Source organism: Brevibacillus panacihumi W25 (assembly GCF_000503775.1).
In the GTDB taxonomy this organism is placed as follows: domain Bacteria; phylum Bacillota; class Bacilli; order Brevibacillales; family Brevibacillaceae; genus Brevibacillus; species Brevibacillus panacihumi_A.
Map to the genome: position 1 here is coordinate 502,789 of NZ_KI629782.1, position 17,445 is coordinate 520,233.

The window sequence follows — 17,445 nt, forward strand, 5'->3', positions numbered from 1 at the left end:
GATTGGTTCCCGACTTATCTGCGTTTGGCCTGCTGCTTCGCGGCTTCTACCGTGTTCTTCAGAAGCATGGTGATGGTCATCGGACCGACTCCGCCCGGCACCGGCGTCAGATAGCTGGCTGTCTCCTGGACCTCGTCAAACTTGACGTCCCCGACCAGCTTTCCGGCTTCATTGCGATTAACCCCAACGTCGATGACTACCGCACCGGGCTTCACATGTTCTTTGCCGATCATGTGAGCCTTCCCGGCTGCTACGACGAGAATATCCGCCATTTTGGTGAAGGATGGCAGATCCTTTGTACGCGAGTGGCACATCGTGACCGTAGCATTTTCACGCTGCAGCAGGAGCGAGACGGGTTTTCCGACAATGTTGCTGCGTCCGATCACGACGGCATGCTTGCCAGCGATCTCTGTTCCTGTGCGTTTGATCAATTCAATCACGCCATGGGGAGTACACGGAAGCAAGGTTTCCTTGCCGATCACCATATTCCCGACATTGATCGGGTGGAAACCATCCACGTCCTTGCTCGGATCGATGGCATCCAAAACTGCCTCCTCCGAGATGTGGGACGGCAATGGCAATTGGACCAAAATCCCATTAACGTTCGGATTTTGATTCAATTGCTGGATGATTTCCAGAAGCTCCTCCTGTGTTGTAGCGGCATCCTTCAAAATGACCTCGGAATGAATGCCCACTTCCTCGCAGCCTTTTGATTTCCCGCGCACATACGAGTGGGAAGCGGGATCTTCACCCACAAGAATGACGGTCAGGCCCGGTGTAATTCCCTGTTGTTTCAGTCCGGCGACTTCCTCTGCCAGTTCGGCTCGAATACTTTTCGCTACTTCTTTTCCTTGAAGAATGGTTGCAGGCATGGAGAAATAGCCTCCTTCTATAAACGTCGATACCTTAAGTGTAGCGATTTGACAAACTACTGTAAAGGCGAAATATAAATGTTTAAGATTAATTATTGTTCGCCTTTTGCTTCATCCAGCCGAGCATGGCCACACCGTACGCATTGTCTCCGGAGTATACCGGATCGCAGAAGTACAGCTTGGCTTTCACTGCGGGATGCTCGAGACGTTTGATCAATCGCTCTCGCATGTACTGGTTGGCTGCCACGCCTCCGACGATCAGAATGTCGCTGGGCAAGCCTTTTTCGATCGCATTGCGCAAAGCCTTTTCCAAGGTGTTGGCGATGCACTGTTCCGTCGCCCTCGCAATTTGCGCCTGACTCGCATTTCCTGCTTCTATAGCCCGTAGAAGGGAGGCTTCTGGTCCCGAGAAGCTGAAGGTAAGCCCTTCTACTGATGAGGAGACGCGGAATTCTCCTTCTGCCTGCTTCGCTAACTCCTCGATCTGCGGACCAGCTGGAAAGGACATGCCCATCGCTACGCCGATCCGGTCCACCAGTTGGCCTGCATGCAGGTCAATGGTTCCTCCCACCTTCTCGATCGCATAACCGGATGCTTGCCGTTCACATAACAGGATTTCGCTCGTCCCCCCTGAGAGGTGCACGGCCAAAAAACGATCCTGGGCGGGACGCTCTTGAGCCGTGTACTCTCCTGCCGCAATATGTCCTTCCTGGTGAGTCGTCAAGTAAAGCGGCACCTTTAAGTAGATGGAAAGCGATTTGGCCAACCCTTCTCCAACCTTGAAGACAGGCATGTATGACTGGTCCACTGGACGGGGCTTTTCACTTACGCAAACCGCGACGATCTCATGCTCTTCCCATCTCAACTGCTCGCTTAGCTCTGGCAGGTTCATCACATGCTGAAAGACGGCTTCGGATTGTTGCAGACCGCGTTTTCCCTCCTTTACCTTCAGGAGGCGTTTTGCTTCTGCGACAATCCGGCCGTCTTCCCGAGCCAGGCAGAGTGATGTCCGGTAATTGCTTGTATCTATGCCCAACAATACCTTCGTCATCCTAGTATCCCCTGCCTTTATGCCTGCGCTGTTTCACGAGCATGCAGGAAGCTGGACAAAACGCCGTTGATATAACGATGGGATTGCTCGTCACTGAAGAGCTTAGCAATCTCAATCGCTTCATTCATGACGACCTTGTCCGGCGTTTGCTCTTCAAACATGATCTCAAAAAAAGCAAGACGCAGAATCGCGCGGTCTACGTTGGCAATCCGCTCCAGCTTCCAGCCGCGCAGATACTTTTTAATTTCGTCGTCAATTTCATTCTGGTTCCGGATCACGCCGTCCAGCAAATACCGCAAAAACGTGGTATCCTCCTGTGAGTCCTCCATGACCAGTGCAACTGCTTCATTCAGCGGGACTTCTGCCATATCGATCTGAAACAGGCATTGGACTGCTTTTTCTCGTGCTGTTCTACGCTTCATTTCTTTCACCTGCTCATTAAAGTGAGTGTGGGAGCAGACCAGCCCTGATCATGACTCCCGCGCCGATGTCACCGAAATTTTCCAGGAAGAATCCGATCGAGGATTTCCCGCAGATCTTCCTTGTGATCCAGTTTGCGGCCTATGTAATATCCGGTTCCGATAAACACGACAAACACCAGTGTATCCCAAAAACCGACGATTAGGTAGATGATACCGAAAAAAATACCGGCCAAGATCCCCAATAGCTTCCCCTTATGCTCCCACAACAACTCCCAGATCATGGTGTTCACCTTCTATTCCACACGCTTGCGTGCCGCGTAGTTTTCTTGTTGAGCCACCTCAGTCACCACGATTTTCACTTCGGAAATCAGCAGACCGGTGATGGTCTCCACCTGATCTTTGACGTCATGCTGCAGATTGTGGGTGAGTTCGGGAAACGGGGTTTCTCCATCTACCGAAACATGCATCGTGATCATCGTTCCGCTCTCCAGCAGTTTGATTCCGCTGCGCAGATCACGCACACCTTTGACGCGTCTGGCTGCGCGTTCCGCGATGGTCTGGATCGTCTGAATGGTGATGTTGATTTCCCCCAGATCGCTGCGCTGACGGATACTGCGATCTTCTTTGGACTTTTTGAAACGGAAGGAACTGAAAAAGAATCGGAGACTGACGATGAGGAAGATGATCGCGACGATCAGGTAGGCGATATTGGTGCCTGACAAAATCTGTTCCATGTAGGGACGAAACAAGTCTTGAGAAAACCAGCCGCTGGTAACTGCGATCATCACGCAGGATAATACGATTAGCGCAAAACTGTAAATCGTTAAGATAAACCGATCAAACAAGTTCACTTGCATCTCTCCTTCAGCCCCGCTTTTCTATTCTATCCAGGGCGCGGTTCGGGTGCTATCGTTAGTGCCGACGTGCAGGGGCAGCTAGTGGAAAATGCCCCCTGTAAGTAGGGGGCATCCATCCGCAGCTTGTCAGCGAACCCGCTGATAGTCTTCCACTACAGTTGTTACCGGCGCTTTTTCTTCAGCCTTCAACTCTACGTCCACGATATGTACATTGACTTCGACAACTGACAGTCCGGTCATGCTCTCGATGCCGTTGCGCACACTATCTTGAATATTACGAGCGACCTCTGGAATTCGGTGTCCGTATTTCACAATAATGGAAACATCAACTGCCGCTTCACGGGAACCGACCTCGACACGCACTCCGCGAGCTATATTTTTACGGCCCAAACGTTCCGCTATATCCCCAACGAAGCCGCCGCTCATCGAGGCCACGCCTTCCACTTCTGCGGCAGCCATGCCAGCAATCACTTCCAAGACTTCAGGGGCGATCTGGACCTTTCCTAATTCTGTTCTATCTAGATCCGGTGTAAATTCTTCCACGCTTCGCACCTCCCTTTGGATTTGTATTCCATTATAGCAAGTAGGCTGTTGTTTTACAAACTTGCTCTTTACTCTTCATCCAACTTGAGATCATAGGTTTCGAGGAATTTGGTATCAAAATTTCCGCTGGCAAACACCTCATGATCCAAGACTTTCAAATGAAACGGAATGGTTGTCGTAATGCCTTCCACGACGAACTCATCCAAGGCACGCTTCATTCTCTCAATCGCTTCCTGGCGGTCCTTGCCCCAGACGATCAGCTTGGCAATCATCGAATCGTAGTAAGGCGGAATGGCATAGCCGGCATAAGCCGCGCTGTCGACGCGCACGCCAAAGCCTCCAGGTGGCAGGTACTCTGTAATCCGGCCAGGCGATGGCATGAAGTTTTTCGCTGGATTCTCCGCATTGATCCGGCATTCGATAGCCCAACCATTCAACCGGATGTCTTCTTGGCGGAACGAGAGGGGCTCCCCTGCCGCTACCGTCAACTGTTCCTTGATCAGGTCATAGCCCGTGACCAGTTCCGTGACCGGATGCTCTACCTGAATCCGCGTATTCATTTCCATAAAGTAGAATTTGCCGTGTTTATCCAGTAGGAACTCAACCGTACCTGCACCGTGATAGGAGACGGCCTTGGCGGCAGCTACCGCTGCTTCCCCCATCTGCTGACGCAATTCCTCGCTGAGTGCAGGTGATGGAGCTTCTTCGATCAGCTTCTGATGGCGCCGCTGAATCGAGCAGTCGCGCTCTCCCAGATAGACAGCGTTGCCGTGTTTGTCAGCCATGATCTGAATCTCGACATGGCGCGGCCCTTCCACGAATTTCTCCAGATAGACGCCTGGATTGCCAAACGCTGTCTTGGCTTCATTCTGCGCCTGGCGAATGGCTTTTTCCAGATCTTCGTCGTCGACGGCAACCCGCATCCCGCGTCCGCCGCCGCCCGCTGTCGCTTTAACCATGACAGGATAGCCAATCTCATTGGCTGTTTGAATGGCGTCGGCAATATCCTCGATCAGACCTTCTGTACCGGGAACCGTTGGGACGCCAGCCGCTTTCATCGTATCCTTCGCTGTGGACTTGTCGCCCATTTTCACGATCGCTTCCGGATCAGGACCGATAAAAGTGATGTTGCAGGCAGCGCAAATCTCTGCAAAATCCGCGTTTTCAGCCAAAAAGCCGTAACCGGGATGGATGGCATCTGCTCCTACCTTCGTCGCGACGCTCATGATGCTTGTTACATTCAGATAGCTTTCCTTGGATGTTTTTGGACCAATACAGTAAGCTTCGTCGGCCAATTTGACATGAAGCGCTTCACTATCCGCTTCGGAGTAGACAGCGACCGTACGAATGCCTAGCTCGCGGCATGCGCGAATGACCCGCACAGCGATCTCTCCGCGATTGGCAATCAATACTTTTTGGAACATTTCGCTCTCCCCCACCTTATTCTGGCTTCACTAGAAACAATGGCTGGCCGTATTCGACCAATTGGCCGTCCTCAACCAGGACCTTGACGATCTCGCCGTTTACTTCAGCTTCAATCTCATTGAACAGCTTCATCGCTTCCACGATGCAGACAACCTTGTTTGCGCTCACCTTGTCACCGGCTTTCACGTAGGCTGGCTTGCCAGGTTCTGGCGCACTGTAGAAGGTCCCTACCATCGGAGAGACGATTTTGTGCAGGTTGGCATCATCAGCTGCAGGTGCTGCAGGTGCAGCCTTCGGCGCTTCCGAAGCAACTGGTGCTGCCACTGGCGCTGCGACCGGTGCTGCTGCGGCTGCCGGAGCTGCCTGCAAGACAGGTGCTGATACCGCCGGCTGAGTCACTACCACTGTCTCCTTGCCGGAGGATTTGGTCAGTTTTACTTTGGCGCCTTCTAATTCCAGCTTGAATTCTTGAATGGATGATTGATCAATTAACTTAATAAGTTCTCGAATTTCATGGATATTCAACGAAAAGCACTCCTTCACTTCAATAAATGTCTCAGGGAGTTCCATATGTAGCAGATGGCCAGACCATAAACCCATGGTAGCTTGTCGCCAGATACACGTCAAGAAAGGATTTCCCTGCTTTTCCCGTAAGAAAGGCGAGGAAATCCTTACCATCATGCCCGTTATGGCCCCTTCCTATAAGTCGGCGGCGTGATTAGGAAGCGTTGAATTGAACCTTTACGTTCGTGGCTGGAACATTCAAATGCTCCTTGACGTGGGCGATGATTTCGACCGCTTCACTTTGGCTCAGCTCATTTTTTTGCACAATGACCGTTACCTTGTCATTTTGCATGAAGACGACCGCATCCTGGTAGCCGCTAGCCTTCAGCATCTCTTCTACATTCGTCGTCGCAGAATCCTGCGTGGACAGCTCTTCAAACTTGGCCTTCGCTTCGGCTACGGCTTGCGGGGAAGAATCCGGGCTGCTCATGATCGCGAGCTGCTCATCCTTTTGCTGCTGGAACTGTGCTTCGCGTTTCATTTTGTAGCCCTGGAAGATCTCGCTTGCCGTCTCCGAGACCGGAACGACCGCGGCGGGCGAATTCTGCTCCTTTGGCGTCGCCTCTTCTTTGCCGGCTTGGGCCACTGGCTGGCCGCTCTTGCCGTCTACGGGTTTCGCATCAGGCGCAGGATCGGCTTCGCGGGATTCCACGACAACTCCTGAGATTTGTTCCTGCTTTTCTACTGCCTGCTGTTGTCCGGATGTCGGGACCTGCTCCTGCGGACCTTTGGCCAGATAATAACCGGACAGGACCACCATGACAGCCAGCATTGTCAACAACCACACTGTTTGCTTTCTTAAAATCATAGACCATACCTCCTACCCTTTTTTTGGCAAAATGGATATCTTGTAAACGGGAACGTCCAAAACCTTTTGCACGGCTTCGGTAATCCACGCTTTCACCTGGATGTTGTCGGCACCTTTCGCGACAACCAGTACGCCGCGGACGCGAGGCTTCATCGTTTTGACAATGACAGGCTGGTCTTGCTTGCCACCCTGGACAATGACCACCTCCTCATCCCGGGACTGATCGTTCTGATTGCGGGTCGCTTTATCCTTATCCGTCTCCTGATTGGTCGAGGACCGGCTGTTGGTGTTTTTTTCCACAATCAACTCCGGCGTTGAATCCAGATTGACCATGACCTCCACAGCACCGACCCCGACGACGGTCGAAAGTATTTCACGCAACTGCGTTTCGTAAATGTTCTCGTACTCTGCAATCACATCCGGTACGGGAGCCTGACCCATCGCCGGGCTCGCCAACTCGCTAGCAGGCGGACCGGTCGAATCATTGTCAAGAGACCCAAACCCGAGAGGCTGATCTTTTTCTACTCGCAAGAAGTCAGTCAGAATCATGATCGCCAACCCGATGCCCAAAACGACGATGAAGTAGTGGATCGGCTTCAGCTTTTTCGCCCCGCCCCCGTCGCCTTCCCACCATTTTTTCAACTTCTCCAGCATCCTTCTCACCTCACTTTTTTGGACATGTCCGTCTACTGCTTACCATTTGTTGGAGACTCGTCCGTCACAGACACCTGGTCTGCGGCAAGTCCCCACTGAAGGGCGATATCGGAAGCGATGCGCGTATGAACCGGATTGTCCTGGCGCGCGCTCACTTCCCGATCGGGCGGTGCGCGGTCTGTTTTGACTGCCGGTGTACTGATCTGGATGTCTACGGGTTGAATGGGCTGAATCGGCTGCACGGGTGTCTGGTCGGAAGTCTTTTCCTGATTTTCGCTGTCTTGGACGATGAGCGCGATTCGCTTCAGGATGGGCTGGTCGGGATTGGATTTGTCCATCTGAATTTCTATATGCTGGACATCCATTCCGTATACTTCTTTTACTCTTGTTTTCACTGCTGCGCTGATCTGGGCTTGTACATAAGCGGTGGTTTGCTCGCTTTGGTGGCTCAGCAATTTGCTGGTGACCCGCTTCCAGTCGCTGTCTGCCGGCTTGTTCAACTCCTCCTGATAGCGGTCCAGTCGCAAGGCCAGGTCATCCTGCGTCAGATTGAACAAAGCGAACAAGGGGGAGATGATCGTGAGCAGCAGGATCAGCCCCATCACCATTTTTACGTAGCGCTGCAAAGTCGTGTTGGGCAAAATCAAATCAAGAAAGGCGGCAAGCAGGACGAGCAGGATGATTTTTTTCAGCCATAACGTTAACCAGGTCATCTACCTCACCTACCGAACCATCATAGAGATGTTGCCCGCTGCGATGATGATGGTAATCGCCAGAAAAAACATCAGGCCAACTGTCGCCAGCGCGGCGAAAACGAACAGCAGGCTTTTGCCGATCGTGCCCAAAGCACTGATGATCGGACTGTTTCCGAGAGGTTGCAGCACTGCTGACGAAAGGTTGTAGATCAGGGCAAGAACGAGTATCTTCATTGCCGGAAAGGCGCAGAGGATTACTAGAATGATGACGCCAGCCAGGCCGATCGCATTTTTCACCAGCAGCGATGCATTCAGGACGGTATCGGCTGCATCCGAGAACATGCGGCCGACGATCGGCACAAAGTTCCCGGTGATATACTTGGCCGTCCGCAGCGTGACGCCGTCTGTGACAGCCGAGGTGGCACCCTGAATCGAGATCACCGCCAGGAAAATGGTTAAAAACGATCCCAGCACCCCCATCGCGATATTGCGCAGAAGGGTCGCCAGTTGCGTCACCTTGTAGCGCTCGGAAAACATGCTGACGATGGAGAGCATGGCCGAAAGAAACAGCAGAGGAAACACTACATACGTAATCATCATGCCGCTGATGTTGATCATGAAGATGATCAGCGGATGGAACATCGTCGCCGTAGCCAGATTTCCCACCGATGCCAGCAGCGCTATCACCAGCGGGATCATCGCCAGCATGAAGTCGGACATGTTGCCGATCGCGTCCTTGGCGTAGGTAATGGCCAGGTGAAAGCTGTTGATCGCCAGCACCATCAAGACCAGGTAGGCGATGGAGTAGGCAACTGTGGAGACCGTGTTGCGTTCAAATGCGTTTTGCATCGTCTCCAGGATCATGGCAAAAACGGTGATGATGATAATGGAGCTGAGCAATTTGCCGTTCATCAGAATTTCGTGAAAGGCGAATTTCATGAGTCCCTTCAAGAAGCCTGAAAGGCTGAATTCTCCCTCCTGCATGAGCATCTGGATAAAGCCCTTCGCCTTGAGGTCAGGAAGGTAGCCCTGGTATTCTTTCTGGAGCTTTTTCCAATACTGCTCGACGCTTTCGGTATTGAGATGGCTGACCTGCTGCTGGACCAGTTCATTGATGGGATTGGCAGGAGCGGCAGGGGTAGCGAAGACAGCTTGTACAGGCGTGTGCAAAAGAAACAGGAAGAGCATGCATGCGCTGATCCAACCGTATCGCGTCATCGACATTCCCCTCCCCTCACGCTGGCAACAGGTCGATCACAGTCTCGATAATGATTTGGATGATCGGGACCGCCATGACGAGAATGAGGACTTTGCCAGCCATCTCGATTTTTGATGCGATGGCGCCTTGTCCCGCATCCCTTGTGATTTGTGCGCCGAATTCAGCGATATACGCAATTCCGATAATTTTTAGGATCGTCTCTAGAAATACGAGGTTCAGGTCTGCCTGGACGGCTAGCTTTTCCAGGATTTGAATGACCTCAGCGATCTTGCCGATGAGAAAGAAAAAGATAATGACGCCGCTCGCGATGGCGATCAGGAATGCAAACATGGGCTTTTGATCCTTGATGACCAACGCGAGAATGGTAGCGACCAGCCCAAGGCCGACAATTTGTACGATCTCCATCTGTCTCCCTCCTATTTGAACAGGAAGACGCGTTTTACCTCGGTAAACAGGTCGCCGACATAATGGGCAACCATGTAGAGCACGATAATGAACCCGACCAGCGTCGCCCAGTGTGCGATATCTTCCTTGCCCGCCTGCTTTAAGACGGTATGCAGGATGGCTGTGATGAAGCCTACCGCGCCGATTTGGAAAACAGGTGTCAAATCAAAATCCACTTGTGAACACCTCGCCTTTAAAACATCAGGATGACTACCAGCAGCCCACCCAAGAATCCGAGACTTTTATACATTTTTTCGTATTTATCTTGTTCAGCACGCGCTTCTTCTTCCAGTCCCCGCAGATGTGTGACGGCTAGGCGCAAATGCTTTTGCTGGTCTTCCCGATCGGATGATCCGAGCACCTGCGAAAGGCTTGCCAGCACTTCCTGCTCCTGTTTTCGCAAAGCCGTCTGGGGCCAGTGACGCTTCATCGCCTTTTGCAGGGATTCCTCCGCCGACAGTGCCCTCTCCTGCTCCAGCAGTTCTGCGGCCAACAAAAAGAGATTCCCGACTTCCTTGTTGACTCGCTGTCCCACCTTTACAAAGGCACGCTGCAACGGGGTGAGACCGTAGACGATTTCTGTCTCCAGCATCTGCAGGGCTACGAGCAGGGCACGAAGCTGTACGGGACGCTTGGCGTAGGTACGGCTGATTTGCCAGCCGACCATCGAAGCGGAGACGAGAACCATCAATGCTCCAATCAGCTTGATCATGCGGGTTGTTCCTTTTTCACCGGATTCAGGCTGCTGTCGTAAATCGCCTGGATGGTCCCGACTCCTCGGCTTCGACTCAAAACAATGTAACGGGAAAAGGCCCCGTGACGGATCAGCTTGCCCAGCATCGGTCTTCTTGCTACCTCCTCTACATCGGACCCATGTGCAGAACAGACGACTGCGACACCGGCATGGATCGCTTCCCAGACAGCATCTCCATCCTCGGGTCTGCCGATCTCGTCCACGATCAGGACATCCGGCGACATGGAACGGATCAGCATCATCATCCCGATTGCTTTGGGACAAGCGTCGAGCACATCCGTACGCGGTCCGACATCGCGCTGGGGCACCCCTTGCAGGCAGCCAGCCAGTTCGGAGCGTTCGTCCACAATCCCTACCTTGCGACTGGAGGACCACTCGTTGCCGTAGCTGATCTGTCGGGCAATGTCACGCAGCAATGTCGTTTTGCCGCACATCGGGGGAGAAATGACGAGCGTGTTTCGCAGAGTTCCTTTTTCAAACAGATAGGGCATTACTTTTTGCGCGACTCCTTTTTTCTCGCGAGCAATCCGTATGTTGAAGCTCGTCACATCGCGTATGCCTTTTACCTCGCCGCGCTCCAGCACGACTTTGCCAGCAATTCCGATGCGATGGCCCCCTACCACGGTGATGTACCCCCGCTTCAATTCCTCTTCCAATGCGTACAACGAGTGCTGGCTCACCTGGTTCAACAGCTTGACCACGTGTTCTTGTGTGAAAACCCATCCTTGTCTGGCGATGGACGTGATTTGACCTGCCGGGGTCACATAGCTGGTTTGCTGACCGTATCGAATTTCCAATGGCTGATTTTGCCGAAGTCGGATTTCTTCCAATACCTCGAGGACCGTGGAGGGGAGCACAGTCATGATGTTTCGCACGGATGCCGGCAGAATAGCCATGATCTCTTGCATGGATGAACCCTCCTTATCGCCTTTGTCCATCATTGACTTACCTCCATCCTATGCGTGCGTGGACGAGGTTTATGCTAAAAAAAGCGACTCTATTGGACCAGCCTGAAAAGGAAAAAAGCCTGCCACAGCGCTTGGTCACGCATGCAGACAGACTTTTAAATCAGAATCGCTCCGAAATAATCGAGCGAATGGATGTTTACGTTGGGTTGATCGGCTCGTATCCTTTTGCTTGCGGGTAGGGCTCGATCACATAGTGAAGATACCCTTCCGCATCCTTGCCCTCGTGAAGCATGATACCTTCTTGACAGCTCGGGCAGGTAAACTCATAAGAGGTCTCGAATTCGTCTTCATCTTGTGGATCATAGGTGTACAACGCATCAGATGCATCCAAATCCAGATCGATATCATCCTCCGCGCAATCGCCCACTGTCTCATACAGCTCATCTTCATCTTCATACAGCAAAAGCTCGATGTCTTCCAGGTCTTCATCGATTGCCTCGACGTAGTCCTCTGTCTCCTCGATTCGCCTATGCAGCACATGGATCTCGGCGTGCATCTCATCGAGGATTTCGATCATCTCCGCCAGCATTTTTCCTTCCGAAGTCTGGGTGCCGACATCCAATCCATCTGCCAATCCCCGCAAATAGGCTATGCGATTCTCCAATGCATCCATCACTTGCATTCCCCTCCTTGTCGTGTGCAACTCACCACGTATCTTTCCCAAACAAGAAGGAGATTACCAACAACTTTGCAAGGGTGGTTTATTTGCGCACACCGATCAAAATGCAGGAAATGCCAAGCAATATCCAGCCTATTTTCGCGAAGCTGATCCGATCTGTCATACCCAGCAAACCAACCGCCGTACTGGTAAGAAGCACCAATGGTCCCACAATGGCCAAACCAGAGTTGATCAATAATGCCTTTTCTACCTGATTTACTTTTAGAATCAATAAGGCAGCAAGGATCTCCAAGCTCCCTGAGAATACCCGCAAGGCTGCCATTCCCATGATCGCCTTTTCCCACATCGAATCTCGTCCCCCCTTGTTCTCACTCTATGCTTGTTCGCGCTCATTTCAGCACTTTTCTTGGGCAACCGCCTACGGGATCGCGCTTCACTCCTTCTTTTGGGTGGGCATAGACTGTACGAAACGTCTTGAGAAATGAGGAAACCACCTATGCCAGAACGTTTTGACAATCCCGGAAGCATGTTCCCCCCATCCTGGAGCGACCCATCCAGAAGCAGAAGTGCCAAGCCGCGCACCGAGGGACTCACGATGGTCATCGACAAAGGGACGGGAATCAGCGCATTCCGTGACCTGCTTGATCTCGCATCTCCTTATATGGATATATGCAAGCTTGGATTTGGGACAGCCGCTCTGTATCCGACTTCACAGTTGCAACAAAAGCTAGAGCTGGCCAGGGAATACGGCTTGCAGATTATGCCAGGCGGGACGTTTTTTGAAATTGCTCTACGCAGCACCCCTGCATCCCAGTACATGGAAACCATCAGCCAGCTTGGTTTCACCGCTGTCGAAATCTCCGACGGTACTTTCCCCCTCTCGCAAAGGGAGCGCAGGGAAGCCATTGTGAGCGGGTTGGCATGCGGCTTGACCGTCTATACCGAATTCGGGAAAAAGGATGCCCACTACCGCGCGGAAAAAGAGGAGCTGCTGCAGACGCTTGCGGCTGATCTCGATGCAGGCGCCAGCCACGTCATCGTGGAGGCGAGAGAAAGCGGTACAGTCGGAGTTTTCGATCGAAATGGCAACATCGATCAACAGTTCGTACTGGATGTCACCGAAGCAGCTCAAGAAATGGGTAGCAAGCTCATTTGGGAGGCTCCCAAAAAAGAGCAGCAGGTCCACCTGATCCAGGCACTTGGCAGCAATGTCCATCTGGGCAATATCGCTTATTCCGATGTCTTATCCGTGGAAACGCTGCGTCGCGGCCTGCGAGGGGATACGGCAGCCCGCTTTGCCCCGGGGAGTGCTGCTCCGTGCGAATAGAAGTCGTGCCGACAGTGGAGGAAATCCGTTCGGACCAGATCCGCAAACGTGTCGTGATCGTCATCGATGTCCTGCGTGCAGCCAGCACCATCGTGACGGCTCTTGAACGCGGCTTCTCCACGGTTCTTCCGGTCGAGACGATCGGTCAGGCACAAGCGCTGCACACACCCGGATGTCTGCTCGCAGGGGAGCGGCACTGCCGCAAAATCGCGGAGTTTGATTACAATAATTCCCCGACACAAATTGCGGCTCATCCATCATCCGGACACCCCCTGATTCTGACAACGACAAATGGCACGCGAGCCATCCAAAAGGCGGAAAAAGCCGTCTCTGTTTTGATCGGCTGCTTTCTGAATGCGACGGCCTGCATCAGCCATGCCCTGGAGCAGCATCACGACATCACGCTATACTGTGCTGGCACTCGTTCGGAGTTCGCCCTGGAGGACGGATTGGCTGCCGGCATGATGATTACGGTGGCAGAAAAGAAGCTGTCCCAGATCGAACTTTGTGATCTGGGGCAAGCTTTGAAAGCGAGCTATCTGCATGTAGCGGACAGACTGGCTGAGGTACTGCCGCAAACCACTACAGGAAAGCGGCTTGTCCAGCATCGTTTTGTAGACGATCTGACTTATTGCTCGCAGGTCGACCGCTGCCGGCTGGTTCCCTACGTAAAGGAGAGGCGCATACTTCCCCACCTTGTCTCATAGAGTGAAACGAGAAAAGGGACAGGGGTTTTGATGCCGATGATGTCTGGAGAAGTGATGCTCGTCATCCTGATCGTGATCGGGTTAATTGGCCGTTCACCCATCATTGCAACTGCCGCCAGTATTCTGTTGGTGCTCAAGCTGACGGCATTGGAACGTTTTTTTCCGACTGTAGAACGCCGCGGGCTTGAGTTGGGCCTGCTCTTTTTAACCATATCAGTCCTCGTACCATTCGCGAGTGAGAAAATATCCTGGAAGGACGTAACGCCTCTCTTCACGACTGTCATCGGTCTGACGGCACTTGCAGGCGGCGCTTTGGCTACCTGGATGAATGGAAAAGGGCTTGATCTGCTGCGGACCGAGCCTCACATGATCGTGGGCTTGGTCATCGGATCGATTATCGGAATCGTATTCTTGCGCGGAATTCCTGTGGGACCGCTGATGGCGGCTGGCATTACGGCTTTCGTGCTGAAGCTGTGGGAGTGGTTAGGAGGCAGATAAAACATCCCCCTCTTTGAGGAAGAGGGGGATGTTCCTTTATTGCGCTTGTCAGCTGCCTGTATTGATCGGTACTTCCCAGTCTAGATCGCGGTACTGTCTCTGCTGGACCTCATAGGACAAGGTCAAAGTCTTCGGTTGGTGATTCAGTCCCCGAATATACAAGGTTCCCGTCACTTCCACACGACCGTCTTCTCCTCTTCCGTATGCCTCATTGCGCGATACAGGGTACTCTTTCCCCTTTTCATCCTTTGCCTTCCATTCGCTTGTGTAGACGATGCCATCAGGAAGCTTCGCCATGAAAGGAATGATAGCCCCCATACCCCGATAGGTAAAGTCGCCAATCTTTTCTTCCTGCTCGGTTGTTTTCAGGGAGAAGCCTGTCAACGCAAGGATATTGTCATGGCTGTCAATGGTCACCTTTTCGTTGATCAGCGTATCAACAGGCACTTGTGCCTTGAATGCTGCGGGTTCAAACAAGTATAAGGAGTGGAGCTTTACTTTCAACTTCTGGCTGTCGGCAAATGGAGCAAAACCATTCCAAGCCGTAATCCGGTTTTCGTTTGGAGCCTCTGCACCTCTTCTCGTCAGGTCCACGGTGTTTGCCTTGATCTGATTCACTTCATCATACATGGCATCATCCCATCCGGCGATGACTTTCCCGTTTTCATCCATGATCTGATACGCCAAACCGATTCTTTTAAAGTAGCTCTGCATCAGCTCAGCTTTTGAAATTTTTCCTCTTTCCGGCTCTCCCACTTCCCAGCCATTTTCCTTCATAATTTTCTCGACCTGTTCGGTTCGCTCTTTCGTCCAGTCCGTTTCAAGCTCCAGCAAACTGGCGCTTGGGACCGTCATCATGCGGTTCAGCTTGAGAGAAATGCCTTGCGGCGTCGTGTACTGCTGATTGATGTCCGTATAGCTTACGACTGCCTTCGCCTTTTTCATATCTACAGGAAACTCGATGAGCCAGTTTCCTTCTTTTCCTTTCAAGCTCGTAGCATGTACGCCTACGAAAAGCTCGTCAGGGATGTCTGTTGGATCAGGCAGAAAGCTGAAGATTTCTTGATTGAGCACCAGATATTCGCCTCTCTGGCCGATCGTAGAACTGCCTCCCCCATGCAGTTCTACGCCATCCTTGTTTTTGAAGACAAGACGGATGTCGTCCCCTTGAATCGAAGTGGAGATGCGATTGCCATCCTGGTCCAGGACGTCACAAAAGATGGCAATCCTCATCGGATCCGCTACGACCTCTTTTACCACCAGAGTAATCCCCTGATCTGTCATTTGCTTGTTGATCTCTTGGGCATAGCCATTCTCCGCTGCTTGTTTCATCCCCTTGTCAACACCTTGAATGGTTTGAATGACGTTGTTCACATAGCTTGCAAACGTAGGGGATACCATCGAGGTAAATGTGATCAATGCGGCAACACTCGCTACAGCTACTGTCGTTCTCTTCAAAATGGTCACACTCCTTTTTTTCCAATCGGGTCTCGGAACCGGTACAGGCAGATGCTCCAAGGCATGCATCACTTTTTGGCTAAAATCGAGCGGCAATTCACTCGGAACCTGCAAATCCCCCAGTTCCCACTCTTCTTCTGACTCCATCTGGCGTTGGCAAGAAAGGCAGCCTTCTACATGCCGTTCCAGGAGTCTGCTCTCTTGTTCCGAAAGCTCTCCATTCATATAGGCGCGCAATGCATCAGCTCTGGAGCATTTCATAGATCGCAGCACCTCCTGACATTTCTTGCGCAAGACCAGTTCGCAGCTTTCGCTTGGCATGGTGGATCCGCATCTGAACCGTGGTGATCGGCAATTGCAAAATGTCGCCAATCTCCTTGTAACTGAGCTGTTCCATATATTTCAGCAAAAAAGCGGCGCGGTAGTCCTCCCCCAAAGCCATGATGTGCGCTTGCAAGACATCCTGGTTTTCCTTTTTCAGATAAACCTGCTCCGGTGTCTGCGGCTCGATTAACAGCGTTTCTTCCAGCGGGGCACTAGAATAACGCTTGTTTTTGCGCCAAGCATCTACACACAGATTGGATGCAATCCGGTAGAGCCAGGCCAAAAAAGCATCTGTGGGCTTGTATTTGTCCAGACTACAGTACGCTTTGAGAAAAACCTCCTGCGTAAGGTCCTGGGCATCCTGTGACTGGCCTGTCATTCGATAGAGGAAGCTGTACAATTTGTCCTTGTATTTTTCTACAAGATGCGCGTAGGCTTCCTGATTTCCATCGTGCACCTGTTGAATCAACAACCAATCGTCCTGCACCAATTAGTCCTCCTATCCCAAACGTACTTCGCTGCGCAGCGTTCTATCGGCAGGCTCATATAGGTTAACGGATGAAGTCGAAATTTCTTTCCAAATTTTTATAACTTTTTCTAAAAAACGCAAAAAAAGCTGCACCCATGAATGACTCAATGGGTACAGCTTTTCTTTCACAATCTGAAGCTTATGCGCGGGAAACGTATGATTCCGTACGTGTATCGATGATCAGGGTTTCGCCTTCCTCTACAAAGAGAGGAACGTTTACGACAAAACCTGTTTCCAGCGTTGCCTTTTTGGTTACGTTGGAAGCGGTATCGCCTTTCACTCCTGGCTCACACTCGATTACCTTCAGTTCAACGGTGTTCGGCAGTTGGATTCCGATGGTTTCGCCGTTGTACTGCATGATTTGCACGTTCATGTTTTCCTTGAGGAAACGAAGTTCACGCTCGATTTGGTTGCGAGTGAACGTCAGTTGCTCGTATGTTTCGGTATTCATGAAAGTGTAATCGTCCCCGCTTGCATACAGATATTGCATAGTCATGGACTCGATGCGGGCAGGGTTTACTTTTTCACCGCCGCGGAAAGTCATTTCCGTCGTATTGCCGTTGCGCATGTTGCGCAGTTTGGAGCGAACAAAAGCCGCGCCTTTACCTGGCTTCACGTGTTGGAATTCCAGCACTTGAAAGATATTGCCGTCCACTTCGATCGTCAAACCAGTACGAAAATCGTTAACAGAGATCATGGTAGTCCTC

The 17,445-nt window shown here is 51.9% G+C and carries 24 protein-coding genes; 3 read left to right on the forward strand and 21 right to left on the reverse strand.

From position 1 onward, the window contains the following. Positions 1–14: 14 nt before the first annotated feature. The 18 genes from folD to T458_RS31985 form a co-directional block, all read right to left on the reverse strand. Positions 15–872 carry a bifunctional methylenetetrahydrofolate dehydrogenase/methenyltetrahydrofolate cyclohydrolase FolD gene (gene folD / locus T458_RS31905; RefSeq protein ID WP_023554554.1) on the reverse strand — a complete coding sequence of 286 codons (858 nt, stop codon included), beginning with the start codon at positions 870–872 and terminating at the stop codon, positions 15–17. Positions 873–960: 88 nt separating this feature from the next. Then, complete coding sequence (locus T458_RS31910) at positions 961–1,923, reverse strand: tRNA (adenosine(37)-N6)-threonylcarbamoyltransferase complex transferase subunit TsaD (RefSeq protein WP_023554555.1); 963 nt, start codon at positions 1,921–1,923, stop codon at positions 961–963. A 17-nt stretch (positions 1,924–1,940) separates the two neighbouring features. Next, complete coding sequence (gene nusB, locus T458_RS31915; protein ID WP_023554556.1) at positions 1,941–2,345, reverse strand: transcription antitermination factor NusB; 405 nt, start codon at positions 2,343–2,345, stop codon at positions 1,941–1,943. 68 nt (positions 2,346–2,413) lie between these two features. After that, positions 2,414–2,626 carry a DUF2273 domain-containing protein gene (locus T458_RS31920; RefSeq protein WP_023554557.1) on the reverse strand — a complete coding sequence of 71 codons (213 nt, stop codon included), beginning with the start codon at positions 2,624–2,626 and terminating at the stop codon, positions 2,414–2,416. 12 nt (positions 2,627–2,638) lie between these two features. Then, on the reverse strand, positions 2,639–3,202 hold the full coding sequence (gene amaP / locus T458_RS31925; RefSeq protein WP_171819347.1) for an alkaline shock response membrane anchor protein AmaP: 564 nt from the start codon (positions 3,200–3,202) through the stop codon (positions 2,639–2,641). A 126-nt stretch (positions 3,203–3,328) separates the two neighbouring features. Beyond that, complete coding sequence (locus T458_RS31930) at positions 3,329–3,745, reverse strand: Asp23/Gls24 family envelope stress response protein (RefSeq protein ID WP_023554559.1); 417 nt, start codon at positions 3,743–3,745, stop codon at positions 3,329–3,331. A 68-nt stretch (positions 3,746–3,813) separates the two neighbouring features. Beyond that, positions 3,814–5,169, reverse strand: coding sequence for an acetyl-CoA carboxylase biotin carboxylase subunit (accC, locus tag T458_RS31935; RefSeq protein WP_023554560.1), 1,356 nt, complete (start codon positions 5,167–5,169; stop codon positions 3,814–3,816). A gap of 16 nt (positions 5,170–5,185) precedes the next feature. Beyond that, a complete protein-coding gene (gene accB, locus T458_RS0128285) occupies positions 5,186–5,695 on the reverse strand; it encodes an acetyl-CoA carboxylase biotin carboxyl carrier protein (RefSeq protein ID WP_031305347.1) in 510 nt (169 codons plus the stop codon). A gap of 193 nt (positions 5,696–5,888) precedes the next feature. Next, positions 5,889–6,542 carry a SpoIIIAH-like family protein gene (locus tag T458_RS31940; RefSeq protein WP_023554562.1) on the reverse strand — a complete coding sequence of 218 codons (654 nt, stop codon included), beginning with the start codon at positions 6,540–6,542 and terminating at the stop codon, positions 5,889–5,891. A 12-nt stretch (positions 6,543–6,554) separates the two neighbouring features. Further along, a complete protein-coding gene (gene spoIIIAG / locus T458_RS31945; RefSeq protein WP_023554563.1) occupies positions 6,555–7,196 on the reverse strand; it encodes a stage III sporulation protein AG in 642 nt (213 codons plus the stop codon). Positions 7,197–7,228: 32 nt separating this feature from the next. Further along, entirely contained in the window at positions 7,229–7,909 is a 681-nt protein-coding gene (gene spoIIIAF, locus T458_RS31950) for a stage III sporulation protein AF (protein ID WP_023554564.1), read from the reverse strand. 9 nt (positions 7,910–7,918) lie between these two features. Then, entirely contained in the window at positions 7,919–9,109 is a 1,191-nt protein-coding gene (gene spoIIIAE, locus T458_RS31955) for a stage III sporulation protein AE (RefSeq protein WP_023554565.1), read from the reverse strand. Positions 9,110–9,125: 16 nt separating this feature from the next. After that, positions 9,126–9,515, reverse strand: a complete 390-nt coding sequence (spoIIIAD, locus tag T458_RS31960) for a stage III sporulation protein AD (RefSeq protein WP_023554566.1) — start codon at positions 9,513–9,515, stop codon at positions 9,126–9,128. A gap of 11 nt (positions 9,516–9,526) precedes the next feature. Further along, the gene (spoIIIAC, locus tag T458_RS31965) at positions 9,527–9,730 is read right to left on the reverse strand and encodes a stage III sporulation protein AC (protein ID WP_023554567.1); all 204 of its coding nucleotides are present in this window, start codon (positions 9,728–9,730) and stop codon (positions 9,527–9,529) included. 17 nt (positions 9,731–9,747) lie between these two features. Continuing rightward, positions 9,748–10,266 carry a stage III sporulation protein SpoIIIAB gene (gene spoIIIAB, locus T458_RS31970; RefSeq protein WP_023554568.1) on the reverse strand — a complete coding sequence of 173 codons (519 nt, stop codon included), beginning with the start codon at positions 10,264–10,266 and terminating at the stop codon, positions 9,748–9,750. After that, positions 10,263–11,216: a stage III sporulation protein AA gene (gene spoIIIAA / locus T458_RS31975; protein WP_031305348.1), complete on the reverse strand. Its 954-nt coding sequence runs from the start codon at positions 11,214–11,216 to the stop codon at positions 10,263–10,265. The genes spoIIIAB and spoIIIAA overlap by 4 nt, the downstream gene beginning before the upstream one ends. A gap of 196 nt (positions 11,217–11,412) precedes the next feature. Continuing rightward, positions 11,413–11,889, reverse strand: a complete 477-nt coding sequence (locus tag T458_RS31980; protein ID WP_354702685.1) for a CD1247 N-terminal domain-containing protein — start codon at positions 11,887–11,889, stop codon at positions 11,413–11,415. Between the two features lie 88 nt (positions 11,890–11,977). Next, positions 11,978–12,241 (reverse strand): YqhV family protein, encoded by a 264-nt coding sequence (locus tag T458_RS31985; protein ID WP_023554571.1) that lies wholly within the window; start codon positions 12,239–12,241, stop codon positions 11,978–11,980. 150 nt (positions 12,242–12,391) lie between these two features. Between T458_RS31985 and T458_RS31990 the strand changes: the two genes are divergently transcribed. From T458_RS31990 to T458_RS32000, 3 genes are read left to right on the forward strand one after another with little or no spacing between them, the layout of a single operon-like run. Then, complete coding sequence (locus T458_RS31990; protein WP_023554572.1) at positions 12,392–13,222, forward strand: phosphosulfolactate synthase; 831 nt, start codon at positions 12,392–12,394, stop codon at positions 13,220–13,222. Beyond that, positions 13,213–13,929 (forward strand): 2-phosphosulfolactate phosphatase, encoded by a 717-nt coding sequence (locus T458_RS31995; protein WP_023554573.1) that lies wholly within the window; start codon positions 13,213–13,215, stop codon positions 13,927–13,929. Before T458_RS31990 ends, T458_RS31995 begins: the two co-directional genes overlap by 10 nt. 36 nt (positions 13,930–13,965) lie before the next feature. Then, complete coding sequence (locus T458_RS32000) at positions 13,966–14,427, forward strand: DUF441 domain-containing protein (RefSeq protein WP_031305350.1); 462 nt, start codon at positions 13,966–13,968, stop codon at positions 14,425–14,427. 48 nt (positions 14,428–14,475) lie between these two features. Here the strand turns inward: T458_RS32000 and T458_RS32005 are convergent, their stop codons facing one another. From T458_RS32005 to efp, 3 genes are all read right to left on the reverse strand, one after another. After that, positions 14,476–16,146, reverse strand: coding sequence for a DUF4179 domain-containing protein (locus T458_RS32005; protein ID WP_023554575.1), 1,671 nt, complete (start codon positions 16,144–16,146; stop codon positions 14,476–14,478). Next, entirely contained in the window at positions 16,127–16,696 is a 570-nt protein-coding gene (locus tag T458_RS32010) for an RNA polymerase sigma factor (protein WP_023554576.1), read from the reverse strand. The genes T458_RS32005 and T458_RS32010 overlap by 20 nt, the downstream gene beginning before the upstream one ends. A 181-nt stretch (positions 16,697–16,877) precedes the next feature. After that, positions 16,878–17,435, reverse strand: coding sequence for an elongation factor P (efp, locus tag T458_RS32015; RefSeq protein ID WP_023554577.1), 558 nt, complete (start codon positions 17,433–17,435; stop codon positions 16,878–16,880). Between the last annotated feature and the right edge of the window lie 10 nt (positions 17,436–17,445).

Coding starts and splice junctions, on each gene's coding strand:
- spoIIIAB (WP_023554568.1), bottom strand. CDS start 10,266: ATGATCAAGCTGATTGGAGCATTGATGGTTCTCGTCTCCGCTTCGATG.
- efp (WP_023554577.1), bottom strand. CDS start 17,435: ATGATCTCTGTTAACGATTTTCGTACTGGTTTGACGATCGAAGTGGAC.
- accC (WP_023554560.1), bottom strand. CDS start 5,169: ATGTTCCAAAAAGTATTGATTGCCAATCGCGGAGAGATCGCTGTGCGG.
- spoIIIAF (WP_023554564.1), bottom strand. CDS start 7,909: ATGACCTGGTTAACGTTATGGCTGAAAAAAATCATCCTGCTCGTCCTG.
- T458_RS31980 (WP_354702685.1), bottom strand. CDS start 11,889: ATGGATGCATTGGAGAATCGCATAGCCTATTTGCGGGGATTGGCAGAT.
- T458_RS31985 (WP_023554571.1), bottom strand. CDS start 12,241: ATGTGGGAAAAGGCGATCATGGGAATGGCAGCCTTGCGGGTATTCTCA.
- T458_RS31990 (WP_023554572.1), top strand. CDS start 12,392: ATGCCAGAACGTTTTGACAATCCCGGAAGCATGTTCCCCCCATCCTGG.
- spoIIIAA (WP_031305348.1), bottom strand. CDS start 11,216: ATGCAAGAGATCATGGCTATTCTGCCGGCATCCGTGCGAAACATCATG.
- spoIIIAE (WP_023554565.1), bottom strand. CDS start 9,109: ATGACGCGATACGGTTGGATCAGCGCATGCATGCTCTTCCTGTTTCTT.
- spoIIIAD (WP_023554566.1), bottom strand. CDS start 9,515: ATGGAGATCGTACAAATTGTCGGCCTTGGGCTGGTCGCTACCATTCTC.
- T458_RS32005 (WP_023554575.1), bottom strand. CDS start 16,146: ATGAAATGCTCCAGAGCTGATGCATTGCGCGCCTATATGAATGGAGAG.
- T458_RS31920 (WP_023554557.1), bottom strand. CDS start 2,626: ATGATCTGGGAGTTGTTGTGGGAGCATAAGGGGAAGCTATTGGGGATC.
- folD (WP_023554554.1), bottom strand. CDS start 872: ATGCCTGCAACCATTCTTCAAGGAAAAGAAGTAGCGAAAAGTATTCGA.
- T458_RS31910 (WP_023554555.1), bottom strand. CDS start 1,923: ATGACGAAGGTATTGTTGGGCATAGATACAAGCAATTACCGGACATCA.
- spoIIIAG (WP_023554563.1), bottom strand. CDS start 7,196: ATGCTGGAGAAGTTGAAAAAATGGTGGGAAGGCGACGGGGGCGGGGCG.
- T458_RS31940 (WP_023554562.1), bottom strand. CDS start 6,542: ATGATTTTAAGAAAGCAAACAGTGTGGTTGTTGACAATGCTGGCTGTC.
- T458_RS32000 (WP_031305350.1), top strand. CDS start 13,966: ATGATGTCTGGAGAAGTGATGCTCGTCATCCTGATCGTGATCGGGTTA.
- nusB (WP_023554556.1), bottom strand. CDS start 2,345: ATGAAGCGTAGAACAGCACGAGAAAAAGCAGTCCAATGCCTGTTTCAG.
- amaP (WP_171819347.1), bottom strand. CDS start 3,202: ATGCAAGTGAACTTGTTTGATCGGTTTATCTTAACGATTTACAGTTTT.